10 protein-coding genes are annotated in these 12,295 nt (G+C 69.2%); 8 read left to right on the top strand and 2 right to left on the bottom strand.

What is annotated here, in order from left to right:
* Nucleotide 1: 1 nt before the first annotated feature.
* Nucleotides 2-745 (top strand): Fic family protein, encoded by a 744-nt coding sequence (locus TY25_RS06930; RefSeq protein ID WP_042254977.1) that lies wholly within the window; start codon nucleotides 2-4, stop codon nucleotides 743-745.
* An 864-nt stretch (nucleotides 746-1,609) separates the two neighbouring features.
* Here TY25_RS06930 and TY25_RS06925 read toward each other — a convergent pair.
* Nucleotides 1,610-2,416 (bottom strand): HAD family hydrolase, encoded by an 807-nt coding sequence (locus tag TY25_RS06925; protein WP_042254975.1) that lies wholly within the window; start codon nucleotides 2,414-2,416, stop codon nucleotides 1,610-1,612.
* 379 nt (nucleotides 2,417-2,795) lie between these two features.
* On the opposite strand from TY25_RS06925, the gene ssd reads away from it, so the two are divergent.
* The 7 genes from ssd (at nucleotide 2,796) to TY25_RS06890 (ending at nucleotide 9,600) form a co-directional block, all read left to right on the top strand.
* Nucleotides 2,796-3,902 carry a septum site-determining protein Ssd gene (ssd, locus tag TY25_RS06920; protein ID WP_042254974.1) on the top strand — a complete coding sequence of 369 codons (1,107 nt, stop codon included), beginning with the start codon at nucleotides 2,796-2,798 and terminating at the stop codon, nucleotides 3,900-3,902.
* A gap of 142 nt (nucleotides 3,903-4,044) precedes the next feature.
* Nucleotides 4,045-5,226 (top strand): TadA family conjugal transfer-associated ATPase, encoded by a 1,182-nt coding sequence (locus tag TY25_RS06915; protein ID WP_042254973.1) that lies wholly within the window; start codon nucleotides 4,045-4,047, stop codon nucleotides 5,224-5,226.
* A gap of 603 nt (nucleotides 5,227-5,829) precedes the next feature.
* Nucleotides 5,830-6,621 carry a hypothetical protein gene (locus TY25_RS06910; protein WP_042254972.1) on the top strand — a complete coding sequence of 264 codons (792 nt, stop codon included), beginning with the start codon at nucleotides 5,830-5,832 and terminating at the stop codon, nucleotides 6,619-6,621.
* Between the two features lie 573 nt (nucleotides 6,622-7,194).
* Entirely contained in the window at nucleotides 7,195-7,875 is a 681-nt protein-coding gene (locus TY25_RS06905; RefSeq protein WP_236639098.1) for a type II secretion system F family protein, read from the top strand.
* A gap of 239 nt (nucleotides 7,876-8,114) precedes the next feature.
* Nucleotides 8,115-8,300, top strand: coding sequence for a DUF4244 domain-containing protein (locus TY25_RS06900; protein WP_172595735.1), 186 nt, complete (start codon nucleotides 8,115-8,117; stop codon nucleotides 8,298-8,300).
* 35 nt (nucleotides 8,301-8,335) lie between these two features.
* Nucleotides 8,336-8,677 carry a TadE family type IV pilus minor pilin gene (locus TY25_RS06895; protein ID WP_042255223.1) on the top strand — a complete coding sequence of 114 codons (342 nt, stop codon included), beginning with the start codon at nucleotides 8,336-8,338 and terminating at the stop codon, nucleotides 8,675-8,677.
* Between the two features lie 503 nt (nucleotides 8,678-9,180).
* Nucleotides 9,181-9,600, top strand: coding sequence for an Rv3654c family TadE-like protein (locus TY25_RS06890; RefSeq protein ID WP_081868737.1), 420 nt, complete (start codon nucleotides 9,181-9,183; stop codon nucleotides 9,598-9,600).
* 309 nt (nucleotides 9,601-9,909) lie between these two features.
* Here TY25_RS06890 and TY25_RS06885 read toward each other — a convergent pair whose 3' ends face one another.
* On the bottom strand, nucleotides 9,910-12,282 hold the full coding sequence (locus tag TY25_RS06885; RefSeq protein WP_081868721.1) for a DEAD/DEAH box helicase: 2,373 nt from the start codon (nucleotides 12,280-12,282) through the stop codon (nucleotides 9,910-9,912).
* Nucleotides 12,283-12,295: the final 13 nt, after the last annotated feature.

Below are 12,295 nucleotides of genomic sequence, written 5' to 3'. Positions count from 1 at the left end.
CGTGACCGATCCGCTACAGCCCCTCGTCGATCTGCCTGGCGTGCGTGCCGCCGCCGACCGTGCCAGGGACGCGCTCGCCGCGGTGCACCGGCACAAAGCGAATCGTCGCGGCTGGCCGACCACCGCCGCCGAGGCCGCGGTGCGGGCGGCCCGCTCGTCCGCCGCCATCGACGGCGGCAGCACCGAACTCCCCGCCGACGGCAACGTCGCCGATCCGATCCTGGCCGGATCGTTGCGAGTCGGTCAGGCGCTGGACGGCGACGCGTTGCGCAACTTGGTCGGCACCTGGCAGCGGGCACCATTGCAGGCCCTTGCTCGTCTGCACCTACTTGCCGCCGCGGATCTGGTTGCCGACGAAGAGCTGCTCGGCAGGCCGCGCGCGGACGGGGGAGTGGCAGAGCGTCTCGATCTCCTCGCGCAGACGGTCGTCGGTTCCCGCGCGCCCGCCCCGGTGCTCGCCGCCGTGGTGCACGGCGAGCTGCTTGCCCTGCGACCCTTCGGCACCGCCGACGGTGTGGTGGCGCGCGCCGCGTCCCGCCTGGTCGCGGTGTCCAGTGGACTGGACCCGCACAGCCTCGGCGTGCCAGAAGTTTTCTGGCTCCGCCGCCGCCAGTCCTACCTCGACACCGCCGCCGGTTTCGGCACCGGCACAGCCGAAGCCGTGGGTAGCTGGGTCATCCTCTGCTGCGGCGCCCTCGAAGACGGTGCCCGCGAAGCCACCTCGATCGCCGACTCCGCCGCCTAGTCGCAACCCTTCCCGCACCACTTCCGCGCTCCCGCACCCGCTGTGCCAGGGCAGAGGGGGTGCGGGACCACAGAACCGGTGCGAGAAGACAGAAGCAGTGCGGCAATTGGCGCGGTCCGCCACCCAGCCCGCCGCTCAACCGCAAGCTTCCCGCACTACTTCCGTGCTCCCGCACCCCTTCTGCCCTGGCACAGCGGGTGCGACAAGACAGAACTGGTGCGAGAACTCAGAAGCGATGCGCCAACTGGGCGCGGGTCCGCCGCACTGCCCGCCCTCGGGCGGAGCGAAACTTGATGCGGGTCCGCTGGCCACCCCACCCCTCAGGCGGGAACGAAACCCAGACCCAGCGCGAACCACCCCCCCACACATCAAAGCGGGCGGCGTGTCGTTTCCGACCTCACCGCCCGCGTAGCACGGACTACCTGGTTACCAAGCGTGCTGAGTGGGTTGTGTTCCTATCGGCCTCGGCGATAATCCGAACTCCGGCGGTTCATCCCCGCAACCTGTGCGAGGCCCTCGCCGACGAAACCCGAATCTCGCAGGCCCACAACGCTTCTGCCCTTGTCGCGGCGCGCTCCGCGTGGGTGCCTGGTGCCCGTGCTGGGAAGGATGGCTGGGAGACTGGAACCTTCTCTTCCGGTCCTGCCTTGGCCTTCCGACCCTTCCGTAGTTACCTTTCTACACCTGTGACCACCCTCACATCAAGACCTCAGCGCACATTCGATTAGCGGCGTGTCGGTCGGCGTTTCGTGGTTAAATGCCTGGTCGCGTCCGGGTGTCGCACGTGGACTGCACATTGCCCGGCAAGCGCTCCGCTTCCCCTCGAACAGCGTGCCTCGCGCCGCGGTGCGCAGTGGCTAAAACTCAGCTCCGCTTGCGCAGCAGGCGATAGCTGATCGCGCCGGCGACCAGCGCGCTCAGCCCCACCACCGCGGTGGCCGCAAGGGTGGTGGACGAGGGCGCCTGGAAGCGCGCCCACAGCGACACCGGGTTGGAGAACGTCAGAATGGGCCAACCCTTGGCCACCGCTTCGCGGCGCAGATTGCGGTCCGGATTGACGGCGGTGGGATGGCCGACCGCGTTCAGCAGCGGCAGATCGGTGATCGAATCCGAATACGCGTAGCAGCGCGAGAGGTCGTAACCCTCACTGGCAGCGAGCTTTTCGATGGCGGCGACCTTGCCTTCGCCGTAGCAGTAGAACTCCACCTCGCCGGTGTACTTGCCGTCCGCGACGACCATCCGGGTCGCCGCGGTATGGGACGCGCCGAGCACCTCGGCGATCGGTCCCACGATCTCCTCGCCGGAGGCCGACACGATCACCACGTCGTGGCCCCGGATCTTGTGGTCGGCAATGAGATCGGCGGCCTCGGCGTAGATCAGCGGATCGACCAGCTCGTGAAGCGTCTCGGCCACAATGGTTTTCACCTGCTCGACATCCCAGCCCGCGCACATGTTCGTCAGATGGGCGCGCATGCGCTCCATTTGGTCGTGGTCGGCGCCGGAGAGCATGAACAGGAAGTGGGCGTAACTGCTTTCGAGCACGTCACGGCGATTCAGCAGCCCCTGTGCGTAGAAGGGCTTGCTGAAGACGAACGTGCTCGACTTCGCGATGACGGTCTTGTCGAGATCGAAGAAGGCGGCGACGCGTCCGTTCGCGTGGGGTGAGTCCACCCGACCAGAATAGGCGGCCCGCTGTGACCCGTCGCCGACGGTGCTGTCCGGGCCCGATCGGTGGCCGCGAGCGGGGAGTTTGCTCAGCGAATGTGGAGCATGCGAGGCTCACAAAGTTCTCCGACAACAGACTTGCGTTGTGGCCGGGGCTTGGGTGTAGTATTGCTGGCACCTGGACATGGTCCAGGCGCGTTCAGCCCGACCCCCCGGGGCTGAACCCGACGGCCCCAGCCTCCTCCCCCCCCGGCTGGGGCCGTCCTCTATTCAGGGGACGGTCGGGTCCCTGCTCGGGAACAAACAGTTCTCCACACCCCCGAGTTATCCACATTCGGCATAGTGCCCCTTCTGTCGGCCCGCCGATTCGGCGACGCTCAACTGCATGAATCGTGAAGCGGCGCCGGACAACAGCACGCCACCGGCCCTCGTGCTCCTGCACGACCCACGGCTGCGCGACGAGGTGCGCCGCGTCGCCGCCGCGGCCGAACGCACACTCGACGAACAAGAGCTCCCGGTCGGCCGACCCGCGTGGGCCGGTGCGCCGCTGGTGATCCTGGACACCATCGCCGCGCGCGAGTCCGTCGCTGCGGCATACCTGCGCCGCGTCGGCGTAATCCTGGTCACCGATGGGGAACCGGCACTGGCCGACTGGCAGGCCGCGGCAGCAGTCGGCGCCGAACGAGTCATCGCGCTGCCGGGCGCCGCCGTAGGACTTATCGAGAAGTTTGCTGAGTACGGCGAGCACCGTGACGGAGACGGCATCGTGGTCGCCGTGGCAGGGGCAGGCGGCGGCGCGGGCGCGTCGACGTTGGCCGCCGCGACGGCGCTGCGTGCCGCCGCCGAAGAGTTCCGTCACGACACGATCCTGGTCGACGGCGCACCCCTCGGCGGCGGTCTCGACCTGCTGCTCGGCATCGAGACGAGCGCCGGGTTGCGCTGGCCGGACCTGGTCGTAGAAGACGGCCGGGTCTCCGCTGCCGCACTGCACTCCGCGCTCCCCGCCGCCGCCTCCGGGCTCGCGGTGCTGTCCTGCGGGCGCAGCGGTGCGGGCCGGTTGCCGCGCGAGATCGGGCCCGCCGCCGTCCGCGCGGTCCTCGAAGCAGGCCGTGCCGCAGGCGATTTGGTAATTTGCGACATTTCCGGCGAACGGGGCCCGCACGCCGACCAGATGCTCGACTCCGCCGACCTCGTCGTCCTGGTGGTGCCCGCCAAGCTGCGCGCCGTCGCCGCCGCGGAAGCCGTTTCCGCGCACATCGCACGACGAAACCCGAACCAGGGCTTGATAGTCCGCGGGCCCGCTCCGGGCGGATTGCGCGGGCCCGAAGTAGCGGAGGTACTGGACCTGCCGCTGCTCGCGGCGGTGCGCGCCCAGGCGGGACTCGCCGCACAGCTGGAACGTCGCGGCCTCACCGTGCGCCGTGGACCGTTGCGGGAAGCTGCGGACGCCGTGCTCAGCGTCTTGAGCGCACCGGCTGGACAGCGCCGATGAACATCACGGTTCGCGCGCGGCTTGCCTCGCTGTCCGTATGTGACCGGTGCGAGCGACGGGGTCTCGGCGCTGGGCAGTCAGGCGCGCGGGGTGACCTCTCATTCGGGACGGCCGGTTGCGGGAGTTCGGAGCGGGGGCGGCGATGAGTGCGCTGGTGACTTCGGAGTTGTTGGATCGGGTGCGGGAGCGGCTGTCCGGTGCGGCCGGGGAACCGGATCCGGCTCGGGTGGCGGCCGCGATCCGAGCCGAGGCCCGCGGCGTGCTCGGCGATACGGACCTGCTGCGGGCACTGCGGTTGTTGCAGACCGAGATGACGGGGGCGGGGTTGCTCGAACCGCTGCTGCACGATCCGCAGGTGGCCGATGTTCTCGTCACCGGACCGGATGCGGTGTGGATAGATCGTGGGCACGGTCTGGAGAAGACCTCGATCACCTTCCCGGACGAGGCAGCGGTGCGTCGGCTCGCGCAGCGGCTGGCGTTGTCCGCCGGTCGGCGGCTCGACGACGCGCAACCCTGGGTGGACGGCAAATTGTCCGGAACCGGAGCGGCCCTGGGTGATTCGTTCGGCGTCCGCCTGCACGCCGTGCTCGCACCCGTCGCGCACGACGGCACCTGCCTGTCCCTGCGGGTGCTCCGGCCCGCCACCCAAGGTCTGGATGCCCTGGCCGCAGCCGGAGCGGTGCCCGCCGACGCCAAACGCCTCCTGGAACGAATCATGCGCGCCCGGCTGGCTTTTCTGGTGGTCGGCGGTACCGGTGCGGGGAAGACCACGCTGCTGTCCGGACTGCTCGCCATCGTGAGCCCGCACGAGCGGATCATCTGCGTCGAGGACGCGGCCGAACTGGCGCCGCCGCATCCGCACGTCGTGCGACTGGTCGCGCGCACCGCCAACGTCGAGGGTGTCGGTGCGGTCACCGTGCGCGACCTGGTACGGCAGGCCCTGCGCATGCGGCCGGACCGCATCGTGGTCGGCGAGGTACGCGGCGCCGAGGTGGTCGACTTGCTGACCGCCTTGAACACCGGCCACGACGGCGGCGCCGGCACCGTCCACGCGAACTCGCCCCAGGAGGTGCCGGCCCGCCTGGAAGCCCTTGCCGCCCTCGGCGGCATGGACCGCGCCGCCCTGCACAGCCAGCTCGCCGCCGCCATCCAGATCGTCCTGCACGTCCACCGCCGCCCCGACGGAACCCGCGGACTCCGCGAAATCGGCCTGCTCCACCGCCGCCCTGACAACCAAGTCCACATCACCCCCGCCTGGCACGCCACCGCCCCCGCCCCCGCCGCCGAAGACCTTTCGCAACTCCTCGACGAAAGACTCCGCTGATGCACACCGGCGCGATCCCAGCCCAAGGGTTACGGACCCGCCGCAATCAGCGATCAGGGTGTTCGCCAATGGTGACTACGAATCCTCCAGTGCCACTGCGCCTTTGCATCCTCCACGAGGAGGTGTGGTGCTGGACATGCCGTTCATGCCGTCCGGCGACGGGCACTGATCGCCGCGCTGGTGTGCCTTGCTCGCAGGTTGCCCGCAACCCCGGTGTCGTTGTCACGCCATCGGTTCGCCGTAGTGATCGTGCGCCGGGGTTGTCGGCGTCGGGTGGTGTTCGGCGCGTTGATGTTCCTTGCTGCGGCGCGGTTTCGTTGTCGTGCTGTCGGTTTGTGTCGTGGAGTTCTTGTCCCTGTGGCGCGATGGTCGGCGGCAGGTTGGCTCTTGCTATGGCGTTGCCGAAGGCTCGGGTGTCGTTGTCGCGCAGCCGGTTAACCCTGGCGATCAAGCTGCGGGGTCGTCATCGTTGGGTGGTGAGCTGATGGTCAGCGGGTTGGTAGGTCCTGCTGCCGCGTGGCTCGTGCCGCCGGTGTCGTTGTCGCGCAGCCGGTTTGCGCGGGTGTTCATACAGCAGGGTTCTCATTGTTCGGTGGTGGGGTGATGATCGGCGCGTTGATGTGTCTCGCTGTGGCGTTGCTGGTGGCCCCGGTGTCGTTGTCGCGTCGTCGATTCGCGTCGGTGTTCGTGCGGCGAGCGGGCACGCGACGTCGGCAACGCAGCCGGATGTTTCGCGGCGCAGGTGTCGTGATGGTGCTGGCCGTGCTGCTCGTCGGGCCGGGTCCGTTCCTCGCGGCCGCGATGGTCGCTTGCACCGTCGGGTTCCGGGTCCGGCGCGCGCGTCGCGATCAGCGCAGACATCTCGAACGCACGCACCTGCTGGACGCGTTGGAGGCAGTCGTCGGCGAACTCCGGGTAGGCGCGCACCCGAGCGCCGCCGCCGCGCTCGCCGCCGCCGAAGCGCGCGGCGAATCCGCGAAAGCGTTCGCGGTCAGCGCAGGCCGCAGCAAGCTGGGCGGATCGGCCGCCGCAGGGCTCCGAGACTCCGATTCCGTTGTCGCGGTGGAATTGTCGCGTATCGCAGACGCCTGGCAGGTCGCCGAGCAGCACGGTCTCGCGCTGGCCGAACTCCTCTCCGCCGCCCGCACCGACCTGTCCGGCCGAATCCGCTTCCACAGCCGCACCACCGCCGCCCTCGCCGGCGCCCGCGCCACCGCCACCGTCCTGGCAGCCCTCCCGCTACTCGGCCTAGCCCTCGGCCACCTGATGGGTGCCGCCCCCCTCCACGTCCTACTGGCAACCCCAACCGGCACCATCCTCCTCCCGCTGGGCGCCGCCCTGGCCTGCACCGGCCTCCTCTGGACAGACGCCATAACCCGAAAGGCGCTCACATGAACCACTCCCCGTGCGCCCCGCCCCACACACCCGCCAATGCGTCTCCCGCAAAGACCGCCCGCATGAAGCAGCCACCGGCAGCCACCGGTACGCGCTGGATAGACGCGCTCGTCCCGAGAGGTGCTCGCATGATCAGCTCGCGGTGGGCGCTGTTCGCCACAGCTGCAGGCGCTTCCCCTGCAAAGGCGGCTCGTATGAGTCGAGTTTCGGCCAGTGCCAGTGCCAGTGCCAGTGCCAGTGCCGGTGTGCCCTGGGCGGATGTGGTCGGCCCGAAAGACGTTGGTGTGGAGCGGTTGTGGGCGACTCTGGCGTGCGTCGTTCAACTGCGGACCGTTGTCGTAGCCCGCGAGGTGTTCGCATGAACCGGTCGGTAGCGGCGCTGGCCTGCGTCGTTGGCCCATGGGCAAATGCCTCTCGTGCGAGGGCTGCTTGCGTGAAGCAACCACTGGCCGGTGCCGGTGTGCCCCTGACGGAGTTGGTCGGCCCGAAAGGTGTCGGTGCTGAACAGCTGACGGCAGTGGTGGAGTGCACCGTTCACGTCGGGGCAGACGCGTGGACTAGTGGGGTGCTCGGATGAGTCGACTGCTGTGCGGTTCTGAAGTGGTGGTGCACTCGCTTGGTCGCGGGGGTGTTGCGATCGACGTGGGGTATCCCGAGGTGCCGGTGTTGTTGCTGGCTGTGGCGCTGGTGTTGTTGCCCGGCCGGGTGGCGGTGAGTCGGCGGTGGCGGGCGCTCTGGGCGGGCGCAACTGTGCAGGCCGCCGCGCCCACCAACCGGCAGTCCCTCGACCCGCTGGCATCTGCATCCGTGTTCGATTTGCTGGCGGCCTGCCTGCGAGCCGGTTTGCCGATGGCGGGGGCGGCTCGGGCGGTGGCGTCCGGCGCGCCTGAGCCGCTCGGTACCGCTTTACTGCGCGCCGCTGACTTGCTCGCTCTCGGCGCGGACGCCACTACGGCCTGGGAGCGGGCAGCCGCGGAGGGCAGCGGCCGCGCGGGTGCGGAAGAGATCGAGTCACTGGCCCGGATGGCGCGACGCTCCGCTCGCTCCGGCGCCTCCCTCGCCGTCGCGGTCGGCGAACTGGCCGAACAGCGCAGAGCCGCAGTGGAAGACGCGGCCGCCGCCCGCGCCGAGCGAGCCGGAGTACTGATCGGCGGCCCCCTTGGCCTGTGCTTCCTACCGGCCTTCGTCTGCCTCGGCATCGTCCCGGTCGTAATCGGCCTGGCCGGTCGCGTACTGGACGGCGGCCTCCTATGAACCCGCGACACGCAGCGGGGTGTGTGGTCAGGACAGAAGCGAGCAGCAGCGAGGGGGAGTGGTGCATATGAATGTTTCGGTTTCGGGAACCTGCCCGGGGATTGGCGACGAAGGATCGGTTGACCGGGCGACGGGAACGTGCCTGTGCGGAGCGGCCGCATGGGGCGGAATGAGAGGGGAGTCAGGTGGGAATCGGGCATGTAGTGCACAGCACGGTCGGCGGCGTGCGGGCTGTCTGTATGGAGGCGCGGGTGCGGATGCTGCGGGCGGCGGTTGCCGAAGACGGCATGAGCACAGCCGAATACGCGATCGGCACTATCGCAGCCGCGGCTTTCGGCGCGGTCTTGTATGGCGTCGTGACGGGCGACAGCATCGTGAACGCGTTGACGCGGATCATCGATCGGGCATTGAACACCGCCGTCTGAGCAGGGAGCAGACCCAGTTAAATCATTGCGGTGGAATAGATCTCGGCGATGACCGTGGTTCGGTCACGGTCGAGGCGGCAATCGCCCTCGCCACTGTGATCGTGGCGGTGGTGCTGTGCCTAGGTGCATTACTCGCGGCGTCGGCGCAGGTGCGCTGCGTCGACGCTGCCCGCGAGGCGGCCCGGCTTGCGGCCCGCGGCGACGAGGCGAACGCCCTGACCGCCGCCCACCGCGTCGCCCCGCCCTCCGCCGACATCTCACTCCGCACCGAAGGGACCTACGTGATCGCCCGGGTTACCGCCCGCGCCCCACTCCTCCCACTGCTCACCCTGCACGCCGATGCCGTAGCCACCCGCGAACCCGGCTCGGCGCGATGAGCGAGCACTTGCATCTAGTGCGCGGGCGTCGATGGCACCTGCGAACGTGGTTCAGCTCGGTGCGTGAGCGGGTCGCCTTATGCGGACGTCGATGTCGCCTCCGAACCAGGCTCGGCTCGATGACCGAGCGTGTGCACCTCGAGCGCGGGCGTCGATCTCGCCTGCGAAGTTGGCGCGGCTCAGTGGGTGAGCGTGTGCGCCTTGTGCGCGGGCGTCGATGCCACCCACTGGTCAGCGGTGTCCCGGTGGGCTCGTGCCTGCCGAGGAAAGCACAGGAGAAGGCGGCGAAGCCCTCGAGCACGCGGTATGTCGTACCCCGCAGCCTTGTCGGCGTCATCGAATGGGACCGACGCTGTCCGCCTCGGCGGTTCTCGACACCTATCGGACAAGCAGACCGGGGTGCAGCGACGTTGTTCGCCAGCTTGACTCGCCTCTTCGAACGGGACCGACGCTGTCGGACTGTGCGGTTCCGGGGCACGTCTCGGACCAGGGAGGTGGCGACTGTGTTCGCGGTTCTGACCCGTGTCTTCGGACGGCACCGACGCCATCGCCCCTGTCCGTGCTGGGCACGTCTCCGACACGATGACCGAGGTGCGGCGACTGTGTTCGCCTGTCTGGCGCTGGCCGGGCTGATCGCGGTGACACTGTTGATCGGGCAGGTGGGCGTGGCGGTGGTCACTCGGCATCGTGCGCAGGCGGCGGCGGATCTGGCGGCGCTCGCGGCGGCGGCGCGGTTGATGGAGGGGGTGGAGGTGGGGTGTGCGGAGGCGACGGAGGTGGCGCGGCGGATGGGCGCTCGGGTGCGCGGCTGTGAGGTCGCCGAGTGGGATGCGACGGTGATTGTCGAACGGAATGTACCAATAGGTCTGTTAGGTGTTCGGATGGTGCGCGCAGTCGCACGAGCAGGCCCAGTTGTGAAGTGAGACAGATCAGAGTGTGTGTTCGCTGTGAGAACGTTGTCGCGAGTAGCGGAAATCGGTAATTCCCCAGGCCGATTAATTTCATCGGGGACAATTGTCCGCAGGGGTCCGGATAAAGAATCGGATGAATGCGCATGTACGCAGACGACGATGTCGGCAATAGCGTAGTTAACCTGAATTCATTCCTCTTTATTCGGCGGTGGGTGGCCGTGCTCGGGCCGCCGCGCCTCGCGCTGCGGCCGCCCATGCAGGTCAGATGGATATCTGATCACACCTCGGGCTCGACCTCGTCACGAGGAAGGCGCGACGGCGTCACCGAACCGCCAGCTCGGCCAGCACCGCGCTCAGCAGCCGCGCCGCGCCGGCCTTGTCCAGCGGGTGGTTTCCGTTCCCGCACTTCGGTGACTGGACACAGGACGGACACCCCGCCGCGCAGGCGCAGGCGTCGATGACGTCGAGGGTCGCCGAGAGCCAACGGTGCAGCTGGGCGAACCCCCGCTCGGCGAAGCCCGCGCCGCCCGGCTGGCCGTCGTAGACGAACACGGTCGGCAACCCAGTGTCCGGATGTTCGGCGATGGAGACACCGCCGATATCCCAGCGATCACAGGTCGCCACCAGCGGCAACAGTCCGATCGCCGCGTGCTCGGCGGCATGCAGCGCGCCGGGCACCGCCGCCGGTTCGATCCCGGCCAGCGCCAACAACTCCGGGCTCACCGTGTAGAGCACGGCCCTGGTGGGCAGCGTGTGCTCCGGCATATCGAGTTCGACCAGGTCGAGGACCTCGCCGGTGACCAGGGTGCGCAGATAGCCGATCACCTGACTGGTCACCCTGACCTTGGCCAACGCCGTCGTCACGTGACCGTGCCGGTGCTGCTCGGTCATCGCGTCGATGGCGATGGAGGTGACCGAGCGGGCACTGGTGGTCCACCCGGGTTCGGCGGCGTGCACGAACGCGACGCCGTCCTCGAGATCGAGTTCGTCGACCACGTAGGACTCGCCTTGATGCAGATGGACGGCGCCCTGATGCAGGGTCGCGGGCGCCCGTCCCGCGTCGGCGGTGCCGAGCAGCCTGCCGGTTTCCCCGTCGACGATGGCCACCGGCGTGCCGATGCCGCCGCGCACGTCGACGGCGTCGTGCGGCTGCGTCTCCGCGGTGACGTACCAGCGTCCGCGGTCCGCGGCACCTCTGACGGCACGGCGTCGGATCAGTCCCTGTGCGGCGAGTTCGGTCAGTATCTCGCCGGCGCCGAACTCGTCCACTTCGGTGTCGGTGAGCGGTAGTTCGAGTGCCGCGCACAGCAACTGGGGACCGAGGACATAGGGATTGTGCGGATCGGTGATCGTCGCCTCGACCGGCTTGTCCAGCAGTGCCTCCGGGTGGTGCACGAGGTAGGTGTCCAGCGGATCGTCCCTGGCGACGAGCACCACCAGCGAGCCCTGGGTGCGGCGTCCGGCCCGCCCCGCCTGCTGCCAGAACGAGGCGACGGTGCCGGGAAAACCGCAGATCACCGCCGCGTCCAAGCCGGCGATGTCCACGCCGAGTTCGAGTGCGTTGGTGGTCGCCGCGCCGAGCAGCGAACCATCGGACAGCGCCTGTTCCAGGTCCCGCCGGTCCTCGGCCAGATATCCCGCGCGATAGGCCGCGACGCGTTCGGCCAGGCTCGGATCGACCTCTAGTAGCAGCCGCCGGGCGTCCATCGCGGTGAGTTCCGCGGCGCGACGGGAGCGCACGAAGGTGAGTGTCCGTGCGCCTTCGACCACCAGATCGGCCATGATCCGCGCCGCCTCCGTGGTGGCGGCCCGACGCACCGGAGCACCGTTTTCCCCGGTCACGGCGGTGAGCAGCGGTGGCTCCCAGAGTGCGACGGTGCGCGGGCCCTGCGGGGAGCCGTCCTCGGTGACCGCGGCGCAGGGCGCTCCGATCAACCGCGCGGCGGCCGCGGCGGGCTCGGCCGTGGTCGCGGAGCAGAGCACGAACACCGGATCGGCGCCGTAGTGCGCCGCGATGCGCCGCAACCTGCGCAGTACCAACGCCACGTGCGAACCGAAAACGCCCCGGTAGGCATGGCATTCGTCGATCACGACGTAGCGCAGCCTGCGCAGCACCCTGACCCAGCGCTGATGCGAGCGCAGGATGCCGACGTGCAGCATGTCGGGGTTGGTGAACACCCAGCGGGCGTTGGCCCGGACCCACTGTCTGATCTCGGCCGGCGTATCGCCGTCATAGGTGGCCGGATGGATATCGCGCAGCGCCCCCTCGTGGGTCAGCGTGCCGACGGCCCGCAGCTGGTCCGCGCCGAGCGCCTTGGTCGGCGACAGATAAAGGGCCGTGGCCCGGGGGTCTCGTTGCAGCGCGGTCAGGACGGGCAGCTGGTAGCCCAGCGATTTGCCGGATGCTGTGCCGGTGCTGACCACCACGTGCGCGCCACCGAAGGCGAGATCGGCGGTGCGGGTCTGATGGCTCCACGGCGTGTCGATGCCCGTGTCCTGTAATGCGGCCACCACCTCCGGCGATGCCCAATCGGGCCAGGTGGTGACGGCGGCGGCACGTGCCGGGAGTTCGATCGCGTGGGTCAATCGGGCGTCCGAACCGGTCCCCTCCGCCAGGACACGATTCAGCAACGATGTCCCGTAGCTGAGGCTCTCGTACTGGGCTGTTCGGGTGTTAGGGGCCGTTGGATTCATGCGGCGCGCGCCA

The organism is Nocardia brasiliensis NBRC 14402 (assembly GCF_000308475.2).
GTDB lineage: Bacteria > Actinomycetota > Actinomycetes > Mycobacteriales > Mycobacteriaceae > Nocardia > Nocardia brasiliensis.
The sequence above is the reverse complement of the archived record's forward strand: the minus strand, read 5'-3'. Positions and strand labels throughout refer to the sequence as shown.

What these genes read in the sequence shown, in the direction of transcription:
- ssd (WP_042254974.1), top strand. Translation starts at nt 2,796, where the DNA reads ATGAATCGTGAAGCGGCGCCGGACAACAGCACGCCACCGGCCCTCGTG.
- TY25_RS06915 (WP_042254973.1), top strand. Translation starts at nt 4,045, where the DNA reads ATGAGTGCGCTGGTGACTTCGGAGTTGTTGGATCGGGTGCGGGAGCGG.
- TY25_RS06910 (WP_042254972.1), top strand. Translation starts at nt 5,830, where the DNA reads ATGATCGGCGCGTTGATGTGTCTCGCTGTGGCGTTGCTGGTGGCCCCG.
- TY25_RS06905 (WP_236639098.1), top strand. Translation starts at nt 7,195, where the DNA reads ATGAGTCGACTGCTGTGCGGTTCTGAAGTGGTGGTGCACTCGCTTGGT.
- TY25_RS06900 (WP_172595735.1), top strand. Translation starts at nt 8,115, where the DNA reads ATGGAGGCGCGGGTGCGGATGCTGCGGGCGGCGGTTGCCGAAGACGGC.
- TY25_RS06885 (WP_081868721.1), bottom strand. Translation starts at nt 12,282, where the DNA reads ATGAATCCAACGGCCCCTAACACCCGAACAGCCCAGTACGAGAGCCTC.